Raw genomic sequence first — 21984 nt, forward strand, 5'->3', positions numbered from 1 at the left:
GATGTGCGGGACTCCTCTCAGCACCCCTGGGCGGGGGCGTTCCCATCGGGGCGCATCAGCGCCGCAAGGCCGAGGGGCGGGCGACACGCCCGACCTCGTGGTGCGGGGGAGTCCCGGAACACAGTGCCTGACAGGTGCTCGACGCCAGGGCACGCCGAAGCTCGAACGAGCGGCCGCTTGGTCGAGTACCAGAAGACGCGAACGCTGACAGAAAGCCGGTCCATGCCCACCATCCAGCAGCTGGTCCGTAAGGGCCGCCAGGACAAGGTCACGAAGACCAAGACTGCGGCGCTCAAGGGGAGCCCGCAGCGGCGTGGCGTGTGCACCCGCGTGTACACCACCACCCCGAAGAAGCCCAACTCGGCCCTGCGCAAGGTCGCACGTGTCAAGCTCAGCAGCGGCATCGAGGTCACGGCCTACATCCCCGGTGAGGGTCACAACCTGCAGGAGCACTCGATCGTGCTCGTGCGCGGTGGCCGTGTGAAGGACCTGCCCGGTGTGCGCTACAAGATCCTCCGCGGTTCCGCTGACACCCAGGGTGTGAAGAACCGCAAGCAGTCTCGCAGCAAGTACGGTGCGAAGAAGGAGAAGAGCTGATGCCCCGCAAGGGTCCGGCCCCCAAGCGGCCGCTGCACGCCGACCCGGTCTACGGGTCGCCGCTGGTCACGCAGCTGGTCAACAAGGTCCTCGTGGACGGCAAGCGTTCGCTGGCCGAACGGATCGTCTACGGCGCACTGGAAGGCTGCCGCGAGAAGACCGGTACCGACCCGGTCGTCACGCTCAAGCGCGCCCTCGACAACGTCAAGCCGACCCTGGAGGTCCGCAGCCGCCGCGTCGGTGGCGCGACCTACCAGGTGCCGATCGAGGTGCGGGCCGGTCGGTCGACCACCCTCGCCCTGCGCTGGCTGGTCAACTACGCACGGCAGCGCCGTGAGAAGACCATGGTCGAGCGCCTGATGAACGAGCTGCTGGACGCGAGCAACGGCCTCGGCGCGAGCGTCAAGAAGCGCGAAGACACGCACAAGATGGCGGAGTCCAACAAGGCCTTCGCGCACTACCGCTGGTGACGTCGGGTCGGCTCTTGCCCGCCTTGGCGCACCGATTCACAACAGCTTGCACCTGCTGTAGGGAACGGGGAAGAAACTCGTGGCACGTGACGTGCTGACAGACCTGACCAAGGTCCGCAACATCGGCATCATGGCCCACATCGATGCGGGCAAGACCACCACGACCGAGCGGATCCTGTTCTACACCGGGATCACGTACAAGATCGGCGAGGTGCACGACGGCGCCGCGACGATGGACTGGATGGAGGAGGAGCAGAAGCGAGGGATCACCATCACCTCGGCTGCTACCACCACCTTCTGGGGCGACACTCAGATCAACATCATCGACACCCCGGGCCACGTCGACTTCACCGTCGAGGTGGAGCGCTCGCTGCGCGTGCTGGACGGCGCGGTCGCGGTGTTCGACGGCAAGGAGGGTGTCGAGCCGCAGTCCGAGCAGGTCTGGCGCCAGGCGGACAAGTACGGCGTCCCGCGCATCTGCTTCGTCAACAAGATGGACAAGCTGGGCGCGGACTTCTACTACACCGTCAGCACCATCGAGGAGCGCCTCAACGCCAAGCCGCTGGTGCTGCAGCTGCCGATCGGTGCGGAGTCCGACTTCGAGGGCGTCATCGACCTCGTCCGCATGAAGGCGCTGACCTGGCGCGGTGATGTCAAGAAGGGCACCGACTACGAGGTCGAGGACATCCCGGCCGAGCTCGCCGAGAAGGCCGCGGAGTACCGCGAGAAGCTGGTCGAGGCCGTCGCGGAGACCGACGAAGAGCTGATGGAGGCCTACTTCGGCGGCGAGGAGCTGACCGAGGAGCAGATCAAGAACGGCGTCCGCCAGCTCACCATCAACCGCGAGGCCTTCCCGGTCCTGTGCGGCACCGCGTTCAAGAACAAGGGCGTGCAGCCCATGCTCGACGCGGTGGTCGACTACCTGCCGTCGCCGCTGGACGTCCCGCCGGTGCAGGGCACCCTGCAGGACGGCGAGACCCCGGCCGAGCGCAAGCCGAGCATCGACGAGCCGTTCGCCGCGCTGGTCTCCAAGGTCGCGGTGCACCCGTTCTTCGGCAAGCTGACCTACGTCCGCGTCTACTCGGGCAAGGTCGCCTCCGGTGCCCAGGTCATCAACTCGACCAAGGGCAAGAAGGAGCGCATCGGGAAGATGTTCCAGATGCACTCCAACAAGGAGAACCCGGTCGAGGAGATCCAGGCCGGTCACATCTACGCGGTCATCGGGCTCAAGGACACCACCACCGGTGACACGCTGTGCGACCCGGCCCACCCGATCGTGCTCGAGTCGATGACCTTCCCGGAGCCGGTCATCGAGGTGGCCATCGAGCCGAAGACGAAGGCCGACCAGGAGAAGCTGTCCACGGCGATCCAGAAGCTCGCCGAGGAAGACCCCACGTTCCAGGTCAAGCTGGACGAGGAGACCGGTCAGACCATCATCGCCGGCATGGGCGAGCTGCACCTCGAGGTGCTGGTCAACCGGATGAAGAGCGACTTCAAGGTCGAGGCGAACATCGGTAAGCCGCAGGTCGCCTACCGTGAGACGATTCGCAAGTCGATCGAGAAGTACGAGTACACGCACAAGAAGCAGACCGGTGGCTCCGGTCAGTTCGCGCGCGTGATCATCGCCCTCGACCCGATCGAGCAGGGTTCCGACGCCCCGACCTACGAGTTCGAGAACAAGGTCACCGGTGGCCGGATCCCGCGGGAGTACATCCCGTCGGTCGACCAGGGTGCGCAGGACGCGATGCAGTACGGCGTGCTGGCCGGCTACCCGCTGGTCGGTGTGAAGGTGACCTTGCTCGACGGCCAGTACCACGAGGTCGACTCCTCGGAGATGGCCTTCAAGGTCGCGGGTTCGATGGCGCTGAAGGAAGCCGCTGCCAAGGCCTCCCCGACGCTGCTCGAACCGATGATGGCGGTCGAGGTGACCACGCCCGAGGACTACATGGGCGAGGTCATCGGCGACCTGAACTCCCGCCGTGGCCACATCCAGGCCATGGAGGAGCGCAGCGGTACCCGCGTCGTCAAGGCCCTCGTGCCGCTGTCGGAGATGTTCGGGTACGTCGGCGACCTGCGGTCCAAGACCCAGGGGCGCGCCAACTACTCGATGGTGTTCGACTCCTACGCCGAGGTTCCTTCGAACGTGGCAAAGGAGATCATCGCCAAGGCAACGGGCGAGTGACCCGCGGCTCGGTCCCGGGCTGACCGGGCCGGGCGTGGGCGACGCCTCGCGAAGGCGACCGGGGAGCAATCCCCTCCAGTTCGGCGGCGTGCGGGCCGCCACCCGCCAGGACGGCGGTCCGCGCGTCACCTACCCGACAGGACTCCGCCTGGCACACCAAGTCGTACGGCGGAAAGTCAACAAGTCCAGGAGGACAATCCAGTGGCGAAGGCGAAGTTCGAGAGGGACAAGCCGCACGTCAACATCGGGACCATCGGTCACGTTGACCACGGCAAGACCACGCTCACCGCAGCCATCACCAAGGTTCTGCACGACAAGTACCCGGAGCTGAACCCCTTCACGCCGTTCGACGAGATCGACAAGGCGCCGGAGGAGCGCGAGCGCGGCATCACCATCCAGATCGCGCACGTCGAGTACCAGACGGAGAAGCGTCACTACGCCCACGTCGACGCCCCGGGTCACGCCGACTACGTCAAGAACATGATCACCGGTGCCGCGCAGATGGACGGCGCGATCCTGGTGGTCGCGGCGACCGACGGCCCGATGCCGCAGACCCGCGAGCACGTGCTGCTGGCCCGCCAGGTCGGTGTGCCGTACATCCTGGTGGCGCTGAACAAGGCCGACATGGTCGACGACGAGGAGATCCTCGAGCTCGTCGAGATGGAGGTCCGCGAGCTGCTGTCGGCCCAGGAGTTCCCGGGTGACGACGTGCCGGTGGTCCGCGTCTCCGCGCTGAAGGCGCTGGAGGGCGACCCGGAGTGGTCCGAGAAGATCGTCGAGCTGATGAACGCGGTCGACGAGAACGTCCCGGACCCGGTCCGCGACCTCGACAAGCCGTTCCTGATGCCGGTCGAGGACGTCTTCTCGATCACCGGCCGCGGCACCGTCGTCACCGGCCGCATCGAGCGCGGCTCGATCAAGGTGAACGAAGAGGTCGAGATGGTCGGCATCAAGGACAAGCCGATCAAGACCACCGTCACCGGCGTCGAGATGTTCCGCAAGCTGCTCGACGAGGGCCAGGCGGGTGACAACGTGGGTCTGCTGATCCGCGGTGTCAAGCGCGAAGAGGTCGAGCGCGGCATGGTCGTCGTGAAGCCCGGCACCACCACCCCGCACACCGAGTTCGAGGCGCAGGTCTACATCCTGTCCAAGGACGAGGGCGGGCGGCACACGCCGTTCTTCAACAACTACCGGCCGCAGTTCTACTTCCGCACCACCGACGTGACCGGTGTGGTGACCCTCCCCGAGGGCACCGAGATGGTCATGCCGGGCGACAACACCGAGATGAAGGTGCAGCTGATCCAGCCCATCGCGATGGACGAGGGTCTGCGCTTCGCCATCCGCGAGGGTGGCCGCACCGTCGGTGCCGGTCGCGTCACCAAGATCGTCAAGTGACGTGGCGAGGACCCGCCTCCGCTCCGGCGGGGGCGGGTCCTCTGTGCTTCCGGTGACCTCCGTCGCCGGAAGCCACCCCCGATTTCGGCTGGCACAGGCTGGTGTGCCATCCTGTATGGGTTGCTCGTAGCGGGCGGCTGGGAATTCGAACTCGTTCGAAGGTCCGGCCGCCCTGCTGCGAGGGCCTCGGGTCCCTGTTCCGGTCCAGGACCGCCGGCGGCGGTGCTGGTGCCACCGGTCTCCGGTGAGCGGACCGGGCGGGGCGCAAGACACGGTGTACGGGCCGCGAGGCCCACCCCGTCGGCGACGTTCGCGGGGACCGGTGTGCGACAGCTGGGCGACACGCCCGACCGCGTGTACCGGGCACCAAGACACCTGAACAGGGGCGGACTGAGAGCTGTGGCGGCTCCCGGGATCGGGGACCACACCAGGCTGAGGCCGCGTGGGGCACCGGTGCGGTGCACCCGCACCCAAGACCAGACCGCGGCACGAGACTAGAGGAACGGCAAGCCACTATGGCGGGACAGAAGATCCGCATCCGGCTCAAGGCCTACGACCACGAGGCGATCGACGCGTCTGCGCGCAAGATCGTCGAGACCGTGACGCGCACCGGCGCTCGGGTCGTCGGGCCGGTGCCGCTGCCCACGGAGAAGAACGTCTACTGCGTCATCCGCTCCCCGCACAAGTACAAGGACTCGCGGGAGCACTTCGAGATGCGGACGCACAAGCGGCTCATCGACATCCTCGAACCGACGCCGAAGACGGTCGACGCGCTGATGCGCATCGACCTGCCGGCCAGCGTCGACGTGAACATCCAGTAGGCACGGCGACGAGGTAGCTGGAGAGAACGAGACCTATGTCTGACAGGCAGATCAAGGGGATTCTGGGCACCAAGCTCGGCATGACCCAGGTCTTCGACGACAAGAACCGGGTCGTGCCGGTGACCGTCGTGCAGACCGGGCCGAACGTGGTCACCCAGATTCGGACCCCCGAGAAGGACGGCTACTCGGCCGTGCAGCTGGCGTACGGCGCCATCGACCCGCGCAAGGTGAACAAGCCGCGGAGCGGCCACTTCGCCAAGGCCGGCGTCACCCCGCGTCGCCACGTCGTCGAGCTGCGCACCGCGGACGCCGGCGAGTACGAGCTGGGCCAGGAGATCACGGCCGACGTCTTCGAGTCGGGCGCCGTGGTCGACGTGGTGGGCACCAGCAAGGGCAAGGGCTTCGCGGGCACCATCAAGCGCCACGGCTTCCGCAGCCAGGGCGCCAGCCACGGTACGCAGGCCGTGCACCGCAAGCCCGGTTCCATCGGTGGCTGCGCCACCCCGGGCCGCGTGTTCAAGGGCATGCGGATGGCCGGGCGCATGGGCCGCAACCGCGTCACCACGCAGAACCTGAAGCTGCACAAGGTGGAGGCCGAGACCGGCCTGCTCCTGATCAAGGGCGCTGTGCCTGGCCCGAAGGGCGGCCTCGTCCTCGTGAAGAGTCCTGCGAAGGGTGGTGCGTGATGAGCCTGACGCTCGACGTCCGTACCCCGGACGGCAAGACCGACGGCACCGTCGAACTGCCCGCCGAGATCTTCGACGTGCAGGCGAACGTGGCGCTCATGCACCAGGTCGTGGTGGCCCAGCTGGCCGCCGCGCGCCAGGGCACGCACGCCACCAAGACCCGCGGCATGGTGTCCGGCGGCGGCAAGAAGCCGTACCGCCAGAAGGGCACCGGCAACGCCCGCCAGGGCTCGATCCGCGCCCCGCAGTTCACCGGCGGTGGGACTGTCCACGGCCCGCAGCCGCGGGACTACTCCCAGCGGACCCCGAAGAAGATGAAGGTCGCCGCTCTGCGCGGTGCCCTCTCCGACCGGGTTCGCGCCGGCCAGCTGCACGTGGTGACCGGTGTGGTCGACGGTGAGAAGCCGTCCACCAAGTCGGCGAAGACCGCGCTGCGGAACTGGACCGAGGCCAAGAAGGTTCTGGTTGTGCTCAACCGCCGCGAGGAGGAGACCTCCTGGCTGAGCCTGCGGAACCTGCAGAACGTGCACCTGATCGACCCCGGTCAGCTGAACACCTACGACGTCCTCAACAACGACGACGTGGTGTTCACCAAGGCCGCGTTCGAGCGCTTCGTCGCCGGCTCGGCGAAGGGCAAGTCGGTCAAGGCCGCCGCGTCTTCCGCAGAGGAGGCAGAGCAGTGAGCACCGACCCGCGAGACATCATCCTCGCTCCGGTGATCTCCGAGAAGAGCTACGGGCTGCTGGAGCAGGGCCAGTACACCTTCCTGGTGGACCCGCGCGCGAACAAGACCGAGATCAAGATCGCGGTCGAGAAGATCTTCGACGTCAAGGTCACCAACGTCAACACGATCAACCGCCAGGGCAAGCGCAAGCGCAGCCGCACCGGCTTCGGCAAGCGCAAGAACACCAAGCGGGCGATCGTGACCCTGTCGCCGGAGAGCAAGCCGATCGAGATCTTCGGCGGACCGGCCGCCTGAGTGATTAGGACGAGGTTGCAATAACCATGGGCATTCGCAAGTACAAGCCGACGACGCCAGGCCGTCGCGGCGCGAGCGTGTCCGACTTCGCCGAGATCACGCGGTCGGAGCCGGAGAAGTCGTTGGTGCGGCCGCTGAACCGCAAGGCGGGCCGCAACGCTCAGGGCAAGATCACCACGCGGCACAAGGGCGGCGGCCACAAGCGGGCCTACCGCCTGATCGACTTCCGCCGCAACGACAAGGACGGTGTGCCGGCCAAGGTCGCGCACATCGAGTACGACCCGAACCGCAGCGCTCGGATCGCGCTCCTGCACTACGCCGACGGCGAGAAGCGCTACATCATCGCGCCGAACGGCGTGAAGCAGGGCGACCGGATCGAGAGCGGTGCGCGGGCCGACATCAAGCCGGGCAACAACCTGCCGCTGCGCAGCATCCCGACCGGCACCGTGATCCACGCGATCGAGCTCCGCCCCGGTCAGGGCGCGAAGATCGCTCGCTCGGCCGGTGCCCGGGTGCAGCTGGTGGCCAAGGACGGCCCGTACGCCCAGCTGCGGATGCCTTCGGGCGAGATCCGCAACGTGGACGCGCGGTGCCGGGCGACCGTTGGCGAGGTCGGCAACTCCGAGCACGCCAACATCAACTGGGGCAAGGCCGGCCGCATGCGGTGGAAGGGCAAGCGCCCGACCGTCCGCGGTGTGGTCATGAACCCGGTCGACCACCCGCACGGTGGTGGTGAGGGCAAGACCTCCGGTGGTCGCCACCCGGTCAACCCGAAGGGCAAGCCGGAGGGCCGGACCCGCCTCCGCAAGCCCAGTGACAAGCTCATCGTCCGCCGCCGTCGCACCGGCAAGAAGCGCTGAGCAGGGAGGTAAGCAACCATGCCACGCAGCCTGAAGAAGGGCCCGTTCGTGGACGACCACCTGCTCAAGAAGGTGGACGCGCTGAACGAGTCGGGCAAGAAGACCGTGATCAAGACCTGGTCCCGCCGGTCCACGATCATCCCGGACATGCTGGGCCACACCTTCGCGGTGCACGACGGCCGCAAGCACGTCCCGGTGTTCGTCACCGAGGCGATGGTCGGGCACAAGCTGGGCGAGTTCGCCCCCACCCGCACCTTCAAGGGCCACGTCAAGGAAGACCGGAAGTCGCGCCGCCGCTGAGCGGGTCTGTGACACGAACGAGTAAGAGCAAGGGGTAGCAGGATGACAGCCCGTTCCGACTCCACTGCTGCGGAGGAGTTCCCGCACGCAGTGGCGCGGGCCCGGTTCGTCCGCGTGTCGCCGATGAAGGCGCGCCGCGTGGTCGAGCTCATCAAGGGCCGGAGTGCCGCCGATGCCCTGGCCGTGCTCCAGTTCGCGCCGCAGACCGCCAGTGGTCCGGTGTCGAAGGTGCTCGCCAGCGCGATCGCCAACGCTGAGAACAACCTCTCCCTCGACCCCGACACGCTGGTCGTGCGCCACGCGTACGTGGACGAGGGGCCGACGTTGAAGCGCTTCCGGCCGCGTGCGCAGGGTCGCGCGTACCGGATCCGCAAGCGGACCAGCCACATCACGGTCGAGGTCGAGTCCCGGCCGAAGGCGGCGACGAAGTCCCGAAAGAGCCAGAAGGGGAGTGCCCGGTAGTGGGTCAGAAGATCAACCCGCACGGCTTCCGACTCGGCATCACCACGGACTGGAAGTCCCGCTGGTACGCCGACAAGCAGTACGCGGAGTACGTGGCGGAGGACGTCAAGATCCGCCGGCAGCTGTCTCGCGGCATGGAGCGCGCCGGGATCTCCAAGGTCGAGATCGAGCGCACCCGCGAGCGGGTCCGGGTGGACATCCACACCGCGCGGCCGGGCATCGTCATCGGCCGCCGCGGTGCCGAGGCGGACCGCATCCGCGGTGCGCTGGAGAAGCTGACCGGCAAGCAGGTCCAGCTCAACATCCTCGAGGTCAAGAACCCCGAGGCGGACGCCCAGCTGGTCGCGCAGGGCGTGGCCGAGCAGCTGTCCAACCGCGTGTCCTTCCGGCGCGCGATGCGCAAGGCCATCCAGTCGGCCATGCGCTCGCCGCAGGTCAAGGGCATCCGGGTGCAGTGCGGCGGTCGCCTGGGCGGCGCCGAGATGTCCCGCTCGGAGTTCTACCGCGAGGGTCGGGTCCCGCTGCACACGCTGCGCGCGGACATCGACTACGGCTTCTTCGAGGCCCGCACGACCTTCGGCCGCATCGGCGTGAAGGTGTGGATCTACAAGGGCGAACTGGTCGGTGGCCTGAAGCAGAAGCAGCAGGAGTCCGAGGTCCGTCCGCCGCGCGGTGGTGAGCGCGGTGGCCGTTCCGACCGCGGTGGTCGTCGTCGGGGCTCCGGCGGCGGTGACCGTGCTGCAGCTGACAAGTCCGCCAAGGCTGAGAAGGCCACAGCCACGGAGGGCGAGCAGCCGCAGGCTGCTGCGGCTGAAGAGAAGACGGAGGGCTGAGACGTGCTCGTCCCACGCAGGGTGAAGTGGCGCAAGAGCCACGCACCGAAGCGCAAGGGCTTCGCCAAGGGTGGCACCAGGATCAGCTTCGGTGAGTACGGCATTCAGGCGATCGAGCACGGCTACGTGACCAACCGCCAGATCGAGTCGGCCCGTATCGCGATCACCCGGCACGTGAAGCGCGGCGGCAAGGTGTGGATCAACATCTTCCCGGACCGCCCGCTCACCAAGAAGCCCGCGGAGACCCGGCAGGGTTCCGGTAAGGGCTCGCCGGAGTCCTGGGTCGCCAACGTCAAGCCCGGACGCATCATGTTCGAGCTGACCTTCCCGAACGAGAAGACGGCGATCGAGGCGCTGACCCGTGCGGCGCACAAGCTCCCGATGAAGTGCAAGATCGTGTCCCGCGAGGGTGGTGACTTCTGATGGCAGCGGGTGTCACCGCTTCTGAGCTCCGCGAGCTGAGCGACGAGGAGCTCGTCCAGCGGCTGAAGGAGGCGAAGGAGGAGCTGTTCAACCTCCGCTTCCAGATGGCCACCGGGCAGCTGAGCAACAACCGCCGGCTGCGCACGGTCCGGAAGGACATCGCCCGGATCTACACGATCATGCGAGAGCGCGAGCTCGGCCTGACGGTGTCCCCGGAAGGCGCTGAGGAGGGCGCGGCATGAGCGAGAAGGAAGGTCAGGGCGTGGAGCGCAACCGCCGGAAGGTGCGCGAAGGCTACGTCGTCTCGGACAAGATGGACAAGACGATCGTGGTCTCCCTCGAGGACCGCAAGAAGCACGCCCTCTACGGCAAGGTCATGCGGCAGACCAGCAAGGTCAAGGCGCACGACGAGGCCAACTCGGCCGGTGTCGGCGACCGCGTGCTGCTGATGGAGACTCGTCCGCTGTCGGCCACCAAGCGCTGGCGGCTCGTCGAGATCCTCGAGAAGGCCAAGTAAGACGGAGGTTTCGCGGCCCGGCCGGCCGCCAGGGGCGATCCCAGCGACCGGCCGGGCCTCGTGCCGGAAGTTGACCGCGCGCGTCAGGTCGGAAATTTGGCGCGCCAGAGTGTGCTCGGGCGACCGAGCTCGAGTACTTAGGGTCAGGAGAAAGACGTGATCCAGCAGGAGTCGCGACTGCGCGTCGCCGACAACACCGGGGCCAAGGAGATCCTCACGATCCGCGTCCTCGGTGGGTCGGGCCGCCGCTACGCGGGCCTCGGGGACATCATCGTGGCGACCGTCAAGGAAGCCATCCCCGGAGCCAACGTCAAGAAGGGCGATGTGGTCAAGGCCGTCATCGTCCGTCAGAAGAAGGAACGTCGTCGTCCGGACGGGTCGTACATCCGTTTCGACGAGAACGCTGCGGTGCTGGTGAAGCCGGGCGGCGAGCCGCGGGGTACCCGCATCTTCGGGCCGGTCGCCCGGGAGCTGCGCGACAAGAAGTTCATGAAGATCATCTCGCTCGCGCCGGAGGTCTTGTGATGAAGGTCAAGAAGGGCGACACGGTCGTCGTCATCTCCGGCAAGGACAAGGGCGCCAAGGGCAAGGTCATCAAGGCCATGCCCAAGGAGCAGCGGGTCCTGGTCGAGGGTGTCAACCGGATCAAGAAGCACACCAAGGTCTCGCGGACCGAGCGTGGGGCGCAGTCCGGGGGCATCGTGACCCAGGAAGCGCCGATCCACGTGAGCAACGTGATGGTCGTGGACTCCGACGGCAAGCCCACCCGCGTCGGCTACCGCATCGGTGAGGACGGCAAGAAGGTTCGCATCTCGCGTCGTAACGGTAAGGACATCTGATCATGACGACCGCTGAGAAGATCGTCCCGAGGCTCAAGACCCGTTACCGCGAAGAGATCCGTCAGGCGCTGACCGAGGAGTTCACGTACTCCAACGTCATGCAGGTGCCGGGCGTGGTCAAGGTCGTGGTCAACATGGGTGTTGGCGACGCCGCTCGGGACAGCAAGCTGATCGAGGGCGCGGTCCGCGACCTTGCCACCATCACCGGTCAGAAGCCGGAGATCCGGCGGGCTCGCAAGTCCATCGCGCAGTTCAAGCTGCGTGAGGGCATGCCGATCGGTGCGCGGGTGACCCTGCGCGGCGACCGGATGTGGGAGTTCCTGGACCGCCTGGTCACCATCGCGCTGCCGCGCATCCGCGACTTCCGCGGGCTCTCGCCGAAGCAGTTCGACGGCCGGGGCAACTACACGTTCGGCCTGAACGAGCAGTCGATGTTCCACGAGATCGACCCGGACACCATCGACCGTCCGCGCGGCATGGACATCACCGTCGTGACCACGGCCACCAACGATGAGGAGGGTCGGGCGCTGCTGAAGCACCTGGGCTTCCCGTTCAAGGAGAACTGAGCGATGGCCAAGAAGGCGCTGGTTATCAAGGCTTCGCGCAAGCCGAAGTTCAGCGTTCGCGGCTACACCCGCTGCCAGCGCTGCGGGCGTCCGCGGGCGGTGTTCCGCAAGTTCGGGCTGTGCCGGGTGTGCTTCCGCGAGATGGCGCACGCGGGCGAGCTGCCCGGCGTGAGCAAGGCCTCCTGGTGAACTGAGGCCCCCACGGTCCGGGTCGGCGTGGCGGTGCGAGCCGGCCACGACCCGGGTCCCGAGGGGCGTGTGCTGCGAGGATGCCGGCGACCGGTACTCTCAGCAGGCGTTGACCAGGGCTGATGCCCACGCTCCGCGGCGAAGGCCGTGCTTGCACGCGAAACGAGGAGGGACCGGCCACCGTGGTCGGGCACCCCGAGCTTCGTCCAGGCCAGGGCCCAGACGCGCCACCCGCGGGTGGTGTCCGGTCGGGGCCCGTCGGAACCAGACGAGAAAGGTTGAGCAGGTCATGACGATGACCGATCCGATCGCAGACATGCTGACGCGTCTGCGCAACGGGAACGCGGCATACCACGACGAGGTCGTGATGCCGCACTCCAAGCTGAAGGCGAACATCGCCGAGATCCTCAAGCGGGAGGGCTACGTGGCCGGCTCCCGCGTCGAAGAGGGCGAGAAGGGCAAGCAGCTCGTCGTCGAGCTCAAGTACGGCCCGAACCGCGAGCGGAGCATCGCGGGCCTGCGCCGGGTCTCCAAGCCCGGTCTGCGGGTCTACGCCAAGTCCACCAACCTGCCCAAGGTGCTGGGTGGCCTGGGCGTCGCGATCATCTCGACCTCCGGCGGTCTCATGACCGACCGGCAGGCCATGAAGAAGGGCGTGGGCGGGGAAGTTCTCGCCTACGTCTGGTGAGGGAGGAGGAGCGGCAATGTCGCGCATCGGAAAGCTGCCGATCACCGTCCCCTCCGGCGTCGAGGTGACGATCGACGGCCAGGCGGTGACGGTGAAGGGCCCGAAGGGCACCCTGACGCACCAGGTCGCCGAGCCGATCACCGTCGAGAAGGACGAGGACGGCTCGATCTTGGTGAAGCGCCCGAACGACGAGCGGGAGAGCCGCTCGCTGCACGGGCTCACCAGGACCTTGGTGAACAACATGGTCATCGGTGTCAGCCAGGGCTACGAGAAGTCCCTGGAGATCCACGGCGTCGGTTACCGCGTGCTGCAGAAGGGGTCGAACCTCGAGTTCTCCCTCGGCTACAGCCACCCCATCGTGATCGAACCGCCGGAAGGCATCCAGTTCGCCGTTGACGGGCCGACCAAGCTGTCGGTCAAGGGCATCGACAAGCAGCTGGTCGGCGAGATCGCCGCCAGGATCCGCAAGCTGCGCAAGCCCGACCCGTACAAGGGCAAGGGTGTCCGCTACGCAGGTGAGAACATCCGCCGCAAGGTCGGGAAGACGGGTAAGTGACCATGAGCGAGACGACAGCTACCAAGCGCAAGCCGGTGGGCAAGGGCATCTCGACCAAGCGTCGGCTGGCCCGGGCCAAGCGGCACACGCGCATCCGCAAGAAGATCCTCGGCACCGCCGAACGCCCGCGCCTGGTCGTGAGCCGGTCGCTGCGCCACATCGTTGCCCAGGTCATCGACGACACGAAGGGCCACACGCTGGCCTCGGCCTCCAGCCTCGAGGCCGACGTCCGCGCCTTCGAGGGCGACAAGAAGGCCAAGGCCACCAAGGTCGGCGAGCTCGTCGCCGCCCGGGCCAAGAACGCCGGCATCGAGAAGGTCGTCTTCGACCGCGGCGGCAACGACTACCACGGTCGGGTCGCTGCGCTGGCGGACGCCGCGCGTGACGGCGGACTGGAGTTCTGACAAGTGGTTGAGAACGAGATCGGAAGGGACGCCTGATGCCTGGACGCACTCGGCGTGAGGGCGGGGAGTCCGGCGGCAAGGACCGCCGGGACCGCCGCGACGGCGGCCGTGGCGGGGCGGCCCAAGAGAAGACCCCGCAGTTCGAACGTGTCGTGACCATCAACCGCGTCGCGAAGGTCGTCAAGGGCGGTCGGCGCTTCAGCTTCACCGCGCTGGTCGTCGTCGGCGACGGTGACGGCATGGTCGGTGTCGGTTACGGCAAGGCCAAGGAAGTTCCGGCGGCGATCGCCAAGGGTGTCGAGGAGGCGAAGAAGAACTTCTTCCGCGTCCCGCGCCTGGGCGGCACCATCACCCACCCGGTGCAGGGTGAGGAGGCGGCGGGCAAGGTCCTGCTGCGTCCGGCCAGCGCCGGTACCGGTGTGATCGCCGGTGGCCCGGTGCGTGCGGTGCTGGAGTGCGCCGGCATCCACGACGTGCTGAGCAAGTCGCTGGGCAGCGACAACCCGATCAACATCGTGCACGCCACGGTCAACGCGCTGAAGCAGCTGCAGCGGCCGGAGGAGGTCGCGGCTCGCCGCGGCCTGCCGCTGGAGGACGTCGCCCCGGCGTTCGTGCTGCGTGCCCGTGCTGCGGGGACGGGGGTCTGATCGACATGGCACAGCTGAAGATCACCCAGGTGCGCGGGCTGGTCGGCACTCGCCAGAACCAGCGCGACACCATGCGCACCCTCGGTCTGCGCAAGATCCGCCAGTCCGTGGTGCGCCCGGATGACCCCAACGTGCGCGGCATGATCAAGACCGTCAGTCACCTGGTGACGGTCGAGGAGGTCGACTGACATGGTCATCAAACTGCACGACCTGCGTCCGGCCCCGGGTGCCAAGCGCGACAAGATCCGCGTCGGCCGCGGTGAGGCCTCCAAGGGCAAGACCGCCGGTCGCGGCACCAAGGGCACCAAGGCCCGCAAGAACGTCTCGCCCCGCTTCGAGGGCGGGCAGATGCCGATCCACATGCGGCTCCCGAAGCTCCGCGGCTTCAAGAACCGCTTCCGCACCGAGTACCAGGGTGTGAACGTGGGTCGGCTGGCCCAGGCGTTCCCGGAGGGCGGCACCGTCGGCATCGACGAGCTGGTCGCCAAGGGCCTGGTCAAGAAGAACGAGCTCGTGAAGATCCTCGGCGACGGGGACCTGGAGGGCATCAAGCTGGACGTGACCGCGCACGCGTTCACGGGCAGCGCCCAGGAGAAGATCACCGCCGCGGGCGGTTCGGTCACCAAGCTGGACCGCTGAGGCGGCGAGCGAGACCGCTGACGAGGCCGGTCGACCCACCCCGGGTCGGCCGGCCTCGTCGCTTCTGCGCGTCCGTCCGCGGAGCAGGGCGCCCTCCTGCATCCGGACGCGCGCGCCTCCGCCGGACGTCCTCAGGCGAAGGTCTGCCCCGCCCGCGCTCCTTCGTCGGTCCTGCGCCGCGCACGCCGTCGCTAGATTGATCCAGCGCCGCCCACCAGGGCGGCAGCCGGGCAGTCCACGAGAGGAGCGACGGCTGATGCGAACCGGACAGCGGGGGCGGCGCGCCCTCCTGGTGCTCGTCGCGGTGCTGGCCGCGGTGGTGCCGGGAGCATCGCTGGCCCAGGCGGGACCCGAGCCGGGGTCCGCGCCGCCGGACCGGCACTGCCGCTACGTCCAGAGCACCGGGGACCTGCGGTGCTTCGCCTCCTACGCCGAGGCGACCGCCGAGCGGCGCACCGCGAGCGGCGACGTCATCCAGGCCACCCTGTTCACCGAGGTGAACTACGGGGGCAGCAGCTTCACCATCTACGGCTCCGACGTGTGCGAGAAGGACGGGGTCGTCAACTTCCAGCTGAACCTCCCCGACGACTGGAAGGACGTCGTCTCCTCGGTGCAGCCGTGGGCCCAGTGCTGGATCTGGCTGTACCCCGAGCCGGACCTGGGCGGCGAGCGCGACGGGCCGTTCAAGGAGAACACCCCGGACGTCGGCGAGCTGATGAACGACCGCGCCCAGTCGGTCGGCCTGAGCTGAGGAGGCCCGTGATGCGCACCCGAACGATCCGCGCCCTGGTCGCCTCGGCCGGCGTGCTGGGCGCGATGGTCCTGCCCGCCACGACCGCCACCGCCGAGGACGGGCCGACGGTCCGCGAGCTGCTGGAGAAGTGCGACAACGGCACCGACAGCTGCGTGTTCCACCCCGAGGGCGAGCCCGAGCACTTCACCGCGGACGCCAAGCAGGTCGGCGAGCCGGTGCACAACTGCACGGCCGACGACCAGCGGTCCTCGGTGTCGTGGTCGGACACCACCTCGCAGAGCAACAGCGCCGGCCTGTCCATGACCACCGAAGCCGGCTTCGGCAAGGTGTTCGCGGTCGCCTACGAGCAGACCTACCAGCACACCTGGGAGGAGTCGCACACCGAGTCGCAGACCACCTTCGTCGACACCGGCCCGCACCAGGTCGGCTGGGTGGAGCGCGCCGCGCAGATGCAGAAGGTCTCCGGCACCTACGAGCTGCGCTTCCCGGACAAGTTCCACGACCACTACATCTGGTACGTCGACCTGGAGATCACCGGCCCCGCACCGGACCCCTCGTCCGCGATCAGCCAGCACACGCGGGACATGACGCAGGAGGAGATCGACGCCTGCCCGTGACGGCGGGTGCGAGGAGGGAGTTCGAATGAGGTACGGCATCGCGGCGACCCTCGTGTCGGCGCTCGCGGCGACCGCCGCGCTGACGCCCCCAGCGCTCGCCGAGGACGACCCGCCCACCGCGCGGGAGCTGCTGGAGAAGTGCGACAACGGCACCGACAGCTGCGAGTTCCACCCGAGCGGGGAGGTGCAGTACTACCAGGACACCAGCAATCCGGTCGGCGCCCCGGTGTTCAACTGCACCGACAGGAACCAGACGATGAACGTCTCCTGGTCGGACACCACGGCGGAGAGCAACAGCCTCGGCCTGTCGCTGTCCACCACGTTCGGCGAGGTGTTCAAGGTGAGCTTCAAGGCGACCTACGGCCACGAGTGGCGCTCCGAGCACACCGAGTCGCAGACGACGTTCGTCGAGGTCAGGCCGGGTGAGGTCGGCCAGGTCTACCACGGGGCGACGATGCAGCGGGTGGCCGGGACCTACGAGCTGCGGTTCCCGGACGAGTTCCACGACCACTACATCTGGTACGTCGACATGGAGGCCTCCGGCCCCGCCGACGACCAGGGCGGCACCATCACCCAGTCCACCCGGCCGATGACGGACGAGGAGAAGGCGGCCCACTGCGGCTGACGGGTCGCGCGGGACGCGCCCCCGGCCCGCTGCCCCCGCGCTGGAGAACCCGCAGCTCGTGGTGGGAAAAACGGCAACCGCGCCCACTGCGGCGCGGTTGCCGCTGCTTCCCCGGGTGTTGCGATATGTTGATCGTCGTGAGGATTCGGTCGCTGTCCGTGTCCGCCGCGAGGCCTGCTAGAGTCGCGCGGTAGTGCCGTGGGCGCACCGCGGTCCTGCAGGAAACTTCCCGCTGGGTCGGCTCGAGGGAGTCGGCCGCATCTCTTCTGAGGCCGGTCCCGACCGGCTCGCGTACAGGAGGTTCGCGTGCTCGGCGCCTTCCGCTCGGCTCTGGCGACGCCGGACCTGCGCCGCAAGATCCTTTTCACCCTCGGCATGGTGGTGCTGTACCGGCTCGGCGCGACGATCCCCTCGCCAGGGGTGTCGTACCCGAACATCCAGCAGTGCATCGAGCAGATCGAGGGCAGCGGCTCGCAGAGCGTCTACTCCCTGCTCAACCTCTTCAGCGGCGGTGCGCTGCTCCAGCTGTCGGTGCTGTCGCTGGGCATCATGCCCTACATCACCGCGAGCATCATCATCCAGCTGCTGCAGGTGGTCATCCCGCGCTTCGAGCAGCTGAAGAAGGAAGGCCAGTCCGGCCAGGCGAAGCTGACCCAGTACACCCGGTACCTGACCATCGCGCTGGCGATGCTGCAGGGCACCGGCGTGGTGGCGCTGGCCGTGCGCGGCCAGCTGTTCCAGGGCTGCTCGGTCTCGCCGATCCCGGACGACTCGGTGCTCAACCTGGTCACCATCGTGGTCGTCATGACCGCCGGTGCGGCCGTGCTGATGTGGATGGGTGAGCTGATCACCGAGCGCGGCATCGGCAACGGCATGTCGCTGCTGATCTTCACCTCCATCGCGGCCCGCATCCCGGCCGAGGGCGGTGCGATCCTGCAGTCGCACGGCGGCCTGGTGTTCGCCGTGGTCTGCGCCTTCGCGATCGCGATCATCGCCACGGTGGTGTTCATCGAGCAGGCCCAGCGCCGGATCCCGGTGCAGTACGCCAAGCGCATGATCGGCCGCCGGATGTACGGCGGCACCTCCACCTACCTGCCGCTGAAGGTGAACCAGGCGGGTGTCATCCCGGTCATCTTCGGCTCCTCGCTGCTGTACCTGCCGCAGCTCATCGGCCAGCTGGCCGGCAACGAGGACAGCTGGTGGGCGCGGATCATCCAGACCTACATCGTCGACCCGTCCAGCTGGGTGCACATCCTGCTGTACATGGCGCTGATCGTGTTCTTCGCGTACTTCTACGTGTCGATCACGTTCAACCCGGAAGAGCGCGCCGAGGACATGAAGAAGTTCGGCGGCTTCATCCCGGGCATCCGGCCGGGCCGGCCGACCGCCGAGTACCTGAACTTCGTGCTCTCCCGGATCACGCTGCCCGGTGCGCTGTACCTGGGCATCATCGCGATCCTGCCGAACTTCTTCCTCGGCGTCACCGGTGGTCAGGGCCAGGCGCAGAACTTCCCGTTCGGCGGCACCGCGGTGCTGATCATGGTCAACGTGGGCCTGGACACCGTGAAGCAGATCGAGAGCCAGCTCACGCAGCGGAAGTACGAGGGATTCCTCCGGTAAAGTGTGCGGTCCGGGCGCGGTCCGCCGCGCCCGGGGACACCGCAGGTTCCGGCACGGCCGGGGTGGCCGTGCTCGGTTTTCACAGCGGTCGCTCGTGAGTCGACGGGCGCCGCGCAGCGCTCGTCAGGAGTTGGCGTGCGATCAGACTGATTCGGAGGCAGACCCTTGGTGCGATTGGTTCTCGTCGGCCCGCCCGGTGCGGGCAAAGGCACCCAGGCGGCCGTGCTGAGCCAGGAGCTCGGCGTACCGCACATCTCCACCGGCGACCTGTTCCGCGCCAACATCGGCAACGAGACGCCGCTCGGCCAGAAGGCCAAGAGCTACATGGACGCCGGTGAGCTGGTGCCGGACGAGGTCACCAACGAGATGGTGCGCGACCGCCTCGCCGACGAGGACGCCGCGAAGGGCTTCCTGCTGGACGGCTACCCGCGCAACACCGCGCAGGCCGACGTGCTGCGCGACATGCTGGCGGAGCGGGGCGTCGAGCTGACCGCCGTGCTGCAGTTCGACGTGCCGGAGGAGGAGCTGGTCAAGCGCATGCTGGCGCGGGGCCGCTCCGACGACACCGAGGACGTCATCCGCCGCCGGCTCGCGGTCTACCGCGAGGAGACCGAGCCGCTGCTGGCGTACTACCAGGACAAGATCATCAAGATCGACGCCGTGGGCTCGATCGAGGAGATCACCGCCCGCGCGCTGGACGCGCTCCGCTCCCGCGGCTGAGGCCGCGCGCGGCCCTCCAGACCCTGCGCTGGTGCCGCCTGCGGGCGGCCCAGCGCGGTCGTGGGCGAACCCGAAACTCTTTTTGCGAAGGTGAGTGCGTTGTTGCGTCGGGGCAAGGGCATCGAGCTCAAGTCTCGTGGCGAGATCGAGGCGATGCGCGCGGCGGGCCTGGTGGTCGCCCGCGCGCTGGCCGCGGTGGCGGCGGAGGCCAAGGCCGGGGCCAGCACCGGTGAGCTCGACGAGGTCGCCGAGCAGACCATCCGCGACGCGAGGGCGGTGCCGTCGTTCAAGGGCTACCACGGCTTCCCGGCGTCGATCTGCGCCTCGCTGAACGAGAAGGTCGTGCACGGCATCCCCTCCCGCGACGAGGTGCTGTCCGAGGGCGACCTGCTGTCGGTGGACTGCGGCGCGATCCTGGACGGCTGGCACGGCGACTCCGCGGTGACGCTGGCGATCGGCGAGGTCAGCGCGCAGGACCGCGCGCTGTCGGCCGCCACCGAGGCGTCGATGTGGGCCGGGATCGAGAAGGTCCGGGCCGGCAACCGGCTGACCGACATCTCCCACGCGGTGGAGACCGCGGCGCTCGCGGCGGCGGGCGCCGACGGGCTGGAGTACGGGATCATCGCCGATTACGGCGGCCACGGCATCGGCACCCAGATGCACATGGAGCCGTTCCTGCCGAACCTCGGCAAGCCGGGCCGCGGCCCGAAGCTGCGCGTCGGCATGGCGATCGCGGTGGAGCCGATGCTCACCCTCGGCACCGCGGAGACCGTGGAGCTCGACGACGAGTGGACCGTGGTGACGGCCGACGGGTCCCGCGCGGCGCACTGGGAGCACACCGTGGCCATCACCGAGGACGGCCCCTGGGTGCTCACCGCCCCCGAGGACTGACCGGCGGCCCGCCGCCCGGGCGCTCAGCGCGGGCGGCGGCAGGCGTAGATGCGGGCCGGGGGCACGTTGCGCCAGACCGTGGCGCGGGGCGTGACCTCGTCGAAGCTGTCCTCCAGCGCCTCGACGAACTTCTGGCTGGACGGCCGCCACAGCGCCGTCAGGTACGTGACGGTGGTGAACACCCCGTCCGCCGACATCACCGAGGCGGCTTCGTGCAGCAGCTCGCGCTGCTTCTCCCTCGGCAGCAGGGTCCACGGGATGCTGCTGATCACCGCGTCCACCCGGTCGACGCCGGCGTCGTCGAGGAGCTTCCGCAGGTGGGTGGCGTCGCCCTCGATCACGCGCAACCACGGCTTGGTCCGCTGCAGGTAGCGGACCATCTTCGGGTCGATCTCGACGGCCAGGTGGCGCCCCTGGTCGCCGAGCCGCCGCTGGATCGGCTCGCTGAGCCTGCCGGTCCCCGGTCCGAGCTCCAGCACCGTCGGCGTGCCGGAGCTGGGCACGAAGGCGGCCACTGCCTCCGCGACGTGCTGGGAGGTCGGCAGCACCGCGCCCACCGTCGACGGTTGCCGAGCTGCGCTGCTCAGGAAGGTCCAGTACTCGCGCAGCTTCCTTCGCTTGCTCAACGCCTTCTCCTGCCCTCCAGTGGAACGCCGCGACGTTAACCCTTCCACGTCGCGCGCCACGCAGCCGTTCACCACCGCCGTGGATGGCGGAGGGTGGTCACGTCGTCGCGGCGCGTGGTCGCGCGCGGCGTCCCTCCCTGGTGCGAGCGTGCGCTTGATCGCGCTCGACGGCCCGCCGGAGGGGGTCACCGCCGTGGGCGACGGCAGATGTAGTGCAGGATCGGCGGCACGCTCCGCCAGGTCGTGTGGGTGAGCACCTCGTCGAAGGCGTGCTGGAGCCGGGTGCGGAAGCGGCGGCCGCCGGGCGTCCGGTCGGCGGGCCGGTAGGTGAGCGCGGTGAACGCGCCGTGCGGGTCGAGGGCCTCCGTGGCCTGGCGCAGCACGTGGTCCTGGGCGTCGCCGGGCATCAGCGACCACGGGATGCTGCTGATCACCGCGTCGACCCGGTCGACGTCGAGCTTGTCCAGCAGGGCCAGCAGGTCGCCGGCGTCGGCGTGCACCACCTCCAGCCACGGCTTGTGCGCCCGGAGGTGGTCGACCATCTCCTTGCTGAGCTCGACGCCGATGTGCCGCGCCCCGTGCGGGAGGCGGGCGTGGATGCCGTCGCTGAGGGAGCCGGTGCCGGGGCCGAGCTCGACCACCACGGGCGCGCCGGTGGTGGGCACCACCTGCGCGACGGTCGCCGCGACGGCGGCCGAGGTCGGCATGGCCGCGCCGACCGCCCGGGGGTTGCGCACCGCGCCGCGGAGGAAGGTCCGGTACTCGTCGAGCTTGCGGATGGCCCTGTCCTGCCACCGCGCGGGGCGCGGGTCGCGCCTGTCCTGCTGGGATGTCACGCTGCTCCTCGGTTCTCCCTGGGATCGTGGCCTCGACCGCGTTGTCGACGATTGATCGAACGTAATGAGCCCCGGGGTGCCCCGCAAGCCGCCGCCGCGGTGGCCGTGCCGGACGGGTGGCCGATCGGTCACGCGCGGTGAGCACAAGGGGCATGAGCTGCCCCGATGTGGAGGGGTGGAACGGCGGCGCGTACGATGGACCATCGGCGCGCTCCTGTCGCCGGTTCGTCGTGCCTCGGCGC

33 protein-coding genes are annotated in these 21984 nt (G+C 68.5%); 31 read left to right on the forward strand and 2 right to left on the reverse strand.

The window, feature by feature from the left end:
• Positions 1–222 precede the first annotated feature (222 nt).
• The 31 genes from rpsL (at position 223) to map (ending at position 20280) form a co-directional block, all read left to right on the forward strand.
• Positions 223–597 carry a 30S ribosomal protein S12 gene (rpsL, locus tag HNR68_RS05695; protein WP_179724682.1) on the forward strand — a complete coding sequence of 125 codons (375 nt, stop codon included), beginning with the start codon at positions 223–225 and terminating at the stop codon, positions 595–597.
• Complete coding sequence (rpsG, locus tag HNR68_RS05700) at positions 597–1067, forward strand: 30S ribosomal protein S7 (protein WP_179718350.1); 471 nt, start codon at positions 597–599, stop codon at positions 1065–1067. Before rpsL ends, rpsG begins: the two co-directional genes overlap by 1 nt.
• Positions 1068–1146: 79 nt before the next feature.
• On the forward strand, positions 1147–3249 hold the full coding sequence (gene fusA, locus HNR68_RS05705) for an elongation factor G (protein ID WP_179718352.1): 2103 nt from the start codon (positions 1147–1149) through the stop codon (positions 3247–3249).
• Between the two features lie 201 nt (positions 3250–3450).
• Positions 3451–4644 carry an elongation factor Tu gene (gene tuf / locus HNR68_RS05710; RefSeq protein WP_179718354.1) on the forward strand — a complete coding sequence of 398 codons (1194 nt, stop codon included), beginning with the start codon at positions 3451–3453 and terminating at the stop codon, positions 4642–4644.
• 515 nt (positions 4645–5159) lie between these two features.
• A complete protein-coding gene (rpsJ, locus tag HNR68_RS05715; RefSeq protein ID WP_009948626.1) occupies positions 5160–5465 on the forward strand; it encodes a 30S ribosomal protein S10 in 306 nt (101 codons plus the stop codon).
• A gap of 35 nt (positions 5466–5500) precedes the next feature.
• Positions 5501–6151 (forward strand): 50S ribosomal protein L3, encoded by a 651-nt coding sequence (gene rplC / locus HNR68_RS05720; RefSeq protein ID WP_179718356.1) that lies wholly within the window; start codon positions 5501–5503, stop codon positions 6149–6151.
• Positions 6151–6834 (forward strand): 50S ribosomal protein L4, encoded by a 684-nt coding sequence (gene rplD, locus HNR68_RS05725; protein ID WP_179718358.1) that lies wholly within the window; start codon positions 6151–6153, stop codon positions 6832–6834. Before rplC ends, rplD begins: the two co-directional genes overlap by 1 nt.
• Positions 6831–7130 carry a 50S ribosomal protein L23 gene (gene rplW / locus HNR68_RS05730; protein ID WP_179718360.1) on the forward strand — a complete coding sequence of 100 codons (300 nt, stop codon included), beginning with the start codon at positions 6831–6833 and terminating at the stop codon, positions 7128–7130. The genes rplD and rplW overlap by 4 nt, the downstream gene beginning before the upstream one ends.
• Before the next feature lie 26 nt (positions 7131–7156).
• Positions 7157–7990, forward strand: a complete 834-nt coding sequence (rplB, locus tag HNR68_RS05735; protein WP_179718362.1) for a 50S ribosomal protein L2 — start codon at positions 7157–7159, stop codon at positions 7988–7990.
• Between the two features lie 18 nt (positions 7991–8008).
• Complete coding sequence (gene rpsS / locus HNR68_RS05740) at positions 8009–8290, forward strand: 30S ribosomal protein S19 (RefSeq protein WP_093155222.1); 282 nt, start codon at positions 8009–8011, stop codon at positions 8288–8290.
• Between the two features lie 42 nt (positions 8291–8332).
• Complete coding sequence (gene rplV, locus HNR68_RS05745; protein ID WP_179718364.1) at positions 8333–8752, forward strand: 50S ribosomal protein L22; 420 nt, start codon at positions 8333–8335, stop codon at positions 8750–8752.
• Positions 8752–9585 (forward strand): 30S ribosomal protein S3, encoded by an 834-nt coding sequence (gene rpsC, locus HNR68_RS05750; protein ID WP_179718366.1) that lies wholly within the window; start codon positions 8752–8754, stop codon positions 9583–9585. The genes rplV and rpsC overlap by 1 nt, the downstream gene beginning before the upstream one ends.
• Positions 9586–9588: 3 nt before the next feature.
• Positions 9589–10008: a 50S ribosomal protein L16 gene (rplP, locus tag HNR68_RS05755; protein ID WP_093414186.1), complete on the forward strand. Its 420-nt coding sequence runs from the start codon at positions 9589–9591 to the stop codon at positions 10006–10008.
• On the forward strand, positions 10008–10250 hold the full coding sequence (gene rpmC, locus HNR68_RS05760; protein WP_179718368.1) for a 50S ribosomal protein L29: 243 nt from the start codon (positions 10008–10010) through the stop codon (positions 10248–10250). The genes rplP and rpmC overlap by 1 nt, the downstream gene beginning before the upstream one ends.
• Positions 10247–10525 (forward strand): 30S ribosomal protein S17, encoded by a 279-nt coding sequence (gene rpsQ / locus HNR68_RS05765; protein ID WP_179718370.1) that lies wholly within the window; start codon positions 10247–10249, stop codon positions 10523–10525. The genes rpmC and rpsQ overlap by 4 nt, the downstream gene beginning before the upstream one ends.
• Before the next feature lie 156 nt (positions 10526–10681).
• A complete protein-coding gene (gene rplN, locus HNR68_RS05770) occupies positions 10682–11050 on the forward strand; it encodes a 50S ribosomal protein L14 (protein WP_093155213.1) in 369 nt (122 codons plus the stop codon).
• Positions 11050–11364: a 50S ribosomal protein L24 gene (rplX, locus tag HNR68_RS05775; protein ID WP_179718372.1), complete on the forward strand. Its 315-nt coding sequence runs from the start codon at positions 11050–11052 to the stop codon at positions 11362–11364. Before rplN ends, rplX begins: the two co-directional genes overlap by 1 nt.
• Positions 11365–11366: 2 nt before the next feature.
• The gene (rplE, locus tag HNR68_RS05780) at positions 11367–11930 is read left to right on the forward strand and encodes a 50S ribosomal protein L5 (protein ID WP_179718373.1); all 564 of its coding nucleotides are present in this window, start codon (positions 11367–11369) and stop codon (positions 11928–11930) included.
• Between the two features lie 3 nt (positions 11931–11933).
• Positions 11934–12119: a type Z 30S ribosomal protein S14 gene (locus tag HNR68_RS05785; protein WP_179718375.1), complete on the forward strand. Its 186-nt coding sequence runs from the start codon at positions 11934–11936 to the stop codon at positions 12117–12119.
• Positions 12120–12408: 289 nt separating this feature from the next.
• Positions 12409–12807, forward strand: coding sequence for a 30S ribosomal protein S8 (gene rpsH / locus HNR68_RS05790; protein ID WP_179718377.1), 399 nt, complete (start codon positions 12409–12411; stop codon positions 12805–12807).
• Between the two features lie 16 nt (positions 12808–12823).
• Positions 12824–13363 carry a 50S ribosomal protein L6 gene (gene rplF, locus HNR68_RS05795; protein ID WP_179718379.1) on the forward strand — a complete coding sequence of 180 codons (540 nt, stop codon included), beginning with the start codon at positions 12824–12826 and terminating at the stop codon, positions 13361–13363.
• A 2-nt stretch (positions 13364–13365) separates the two neighbouring features.
• On the forward strand, positions 13366–13767 hold the full coding sequence (gene rplR / locus HNR68_RS05800) for a 50S ribosomal protein L18 (RefSeq protein WP_218888204.1): 402 nt from the start codon (positions 13366–13368) through the stop codon (positions 13765–13767).
• Positions 13768–13802: 35 nt separating this feature from the next.
• Positions 13803–14414 carry a 30S ribosomal protein S5 gene (rpsE, locus tag HNR68_RS05805; protein WP_179718381.1) on the forward strand — a complete coding sequence of 204 codons (612 nt, stop codon included), beginning with the start codon at positions 13803–13805 and terminating at the stop codon, positions 14412–14414.
• A 5-nt stretch (positions 14415–14419) separates the two neighbouring features.
• Positions 14420–14602, forward strand: a complete 183-nt coding sequence (gene rpmD / locus HNR68_RS05810) for a 50S ribosomal protein L30 (protein ID WP_179718384.1) — start codon at positions 14420–14422, stop codon at positions 14600–14602.
• A 1-nt stretch (position 14603) separates the two neighbouring features.
• Entirely contained in the window at positions 14604–15053 is a 450-nt protein-coding gene (rplO, locus tag HNR68_RS05815; RefSeq protein WP_179718386.1) for a 50S ribosomal protein L15, read from the forward strand.
• A gap of 256 nt (positions 15054–15309) precedes the next feature.
• Entirely contained in the window at positions 15310–15804 is a 495-nt protein-coding gene (locus tag HNR68_RS26655) for a hypothetical protein (protein WP_179718388.1), read from the forward strand.
• An 11-nt stretch (positions 15805–15815) separates the two neighbouring features.
• Complete coding sequence (locus HNR68_RS05825) at positions 15816–16424, forward strand: hypothetical protein (RefSeq protein WP_179718390.1); 609 nt, start codon at positions 15816–15818, stop codon at positions 16422–16424.
• 25 nt (positions 16425–16449) lie between these two features.
• Positions 16450–17049, forward strand: a complete 600-nt coding sequence (locus HNR68_RS05830; protein WP_179718392.1) for a hypothetical protein — start codon at positions 16450–16452, stop codon at positions 17047–17049.
• A gap of 306 nt (positions 17050–17355) precedes the next feature.
• A complete protein-coding gene (gene secY, locus HNR68_RS05835) occupies positions 17356–18669 on the forward strand; it encodes a preprotein translocase subunit SecY (RefSeq protein WP_179718394.1) in 1314 nt (437 codons plus the stop codon).
• A 165-nt stretch (positions 18670–18834) separates the two neighbouring features.
• On the forward strand, positions 18835–19389 hold the full coding sequence (locus HNR68_RS05840; RefSeq protein WP_179718397.1) for an adenylate kinase: 555 nt from the start codon (positions 18835–18837) through the stop codon (positions 19387–19389).
• A gap of 99 nt (positions 19390–19488) precedes the next feature.
• Positions 19489–20280, forward strand: a complete 792-nt coding sequence (gene map / locus HNR68_RS05845) for a type I methionyl aminopeptidase (protein ID WP_179718399.1) — start codon at positions 19489–19491, stop codon at positions 20278–20280.
• A 23-nt stretch (positions 20281–20303) separates the two neighbouring features.
• Here the strand turns inward: map and HNR68_RS05850 are convergent, their stop codons facing one another.
• Together HNR68_RS05850 and HNR68_RS05855 are read right to left on the reverse strand one after the other, a co-directional pair.
• Positions 20304–20906: a class I SAM-dependent methyltransferase gene (locus HNR68_RS05850; protein WP_179718401.1), complete on the reverse strand. Its 603-nt coding sequence runs from the start codon at positions 20904–20906 to the stop codon at positions 20304–20306.
• A 185-nt stretch (positions 20907–21091) separates the two neighbouring features.
• Positions 21092–21742 carry a class I SAM-dependent methyltransferase gene (locus HNR68_RS05855; RefSeq protein WP_343049960.1) on the reverse strand — a complete coding sequence of 217 codons (651 nt, stop codon included), beginning with the start codon at positions 21740–21742 and terminating at the stop codon, positions 21092–21094.
• Positions 21743–21984: the final 242 nt, after the last annotated feature.

This window comes from Saccharopolyspora hordei (assembly GCF_013410345.1).
GTDB lineage: Bacteria > Actinomycetota > Actinomycetes > Mycobacteriales > Pseudonocardiaceae > Saccharopolyspora > Saccharopolyspora hordei.

Bases quoted from the DNA above. Each gene is read 5' to 3' on its own strand.
- rplB (WP_179718362.1), top strand. From the start codon at position 7,157: ATGGGCATTCGCAAGTACAAGCCGACGACGCCAGGCCGTCGCGGCGCG.
- rplO (WP_179718386.1), top strand. From the start codon at position 14,604: ATGGTCATCAAACTGCACGACCTGCGTCCGGCCCCGGGTGCCAAGCGC.
- rpmD (WP_179718384.1), top strand. From the start codon at position 14,420: ATGGCACAGCTGAAGATCACCCAGGTGCGCGGGCTGGTCGGCACTCGC.
- HNR68_RS05830 (WP_179718392.1), top strand. From the start codon at position 16,450: ATGAGGTACGGCATCGCGGCGACCCTCGTGTCGGCGCTCGCGGCGACC.
- rpsQ (WP_179718370.1), top strand. From the start codon at position 10,247: ATGAGCGAGAAGGAAGGTCAGGGCGTGGAGCGCAACCGCCGGAAGGTG.
- rpsE (WP_179718381.1), top strand. From the start codon at position 13,803: ATGCCTGGACGCACTCGGCGTGAGGGCGGGGAGTCCGGCGGCAAGGAC.
- rpsG (WP_179718350.1), top strand. From the start codon at position 597: ATGCCCCGCAAGGGTCCGGCCCCCAAGCGGCCGCTGCACGCCGACCCG.
- rplV (WP_179718364.1), top strand. From the start codon at position 8,333: ATGACAGCCCGTTCCGACTCCACTGCTGCGGAGGAGTTCCCGCACGCA.
- rplF (WP_179718379.1), top strand. From the start codon at position 12,824: ATGTCGCGCATCGGAAAGCTGCCGATCACCGTCCCCTCCGGCGTCGAG.
- rpsL (WP_179724682.1), top strand. From the start codon at position 223: ATGCCCACCATCCAGCAGCTGGTCCGTAAGGGCCGCCAGGACAAGGTC.
- rplC (WP_179718356.1), top strand. From the start codon at position 5,501: ATGTCTGACAGGCAGATCAAGGGGATTCTGGGCACCAAGCTCGGCATG.
- rpmC (WP_179718368.1), top strand. From the start codon at position 10,008: ATGGCAGCGGGTGTCACCGCTTCTGAGCTCCGCGAGCTGAGCGACGAG.
- HNR68_RS05825 (WP_179718390.1), top strand. From the start codon at position 15,816: ATGCGCACCCGAACGATCCGCGCCCTGGTCGCCTCGGCCGGCGTGCTG.
- HNR68_RS26655 (WP_179718388.1), top strand. From the start codon at position 15,310: ATGCGAACCGGACAGCGGGGGCGGCGCGCCCTCCTGGTGCTCGTCGCG.
- rpsJ (WP_009948626.1), top strand. From the start codon at position 5,160: ATGGCGGGACAGAAGATCCGCATCCGGCTCAAGGCCTACGACCACGAG.
- rplE (WP_179718373.1), top strand. From the start codon at position 11,367: ATGACGACCGCTGAGAAGATCGTCCCGAGGCTCAAGACCCGTTACCGC.
- HNR68_RS05785 (WP_179718375.1), top strand. From the start codon at position 11,934: ATGGCCAAGAAGGCGCTGGTTATCAAGGCTTCGCGCAAGCCGAAGTTC.
- rplD (WP_179718358.1), top strand. From the start codon at position 6,151: ATGAGCCTGACGCTCGACGTCCGTACCCCGGACGGCAAGACCGACGGC.
- rplR (WP_218888204.1), top strand. From the start codon at position 13,366: ATGAGCGAGACGACAGCTACCAAGCGCAAGCCGGTGGGCAAGGGCATC.
- rplX (WP_179718372.1), top strand. From the start codon at position 11,050: ATGAAGGTCAAGAAGGGCGACACGGTCGTCGTCATCTCCGGCAAGGAC.
- rpsH (WP_179718377.1), top strand. From the start codon at position 12,409: ATGACGATGACCGATCCGATCGCAGACATGCTGACGCGTCTGCGCAAC.
- rpsS (WP_093155222.1), top strand. From the start codon at position 8,009: ATGCCACGCAGCCTGAAGAAGGGCCCGTTCGTGGACGACCACCTGCTC.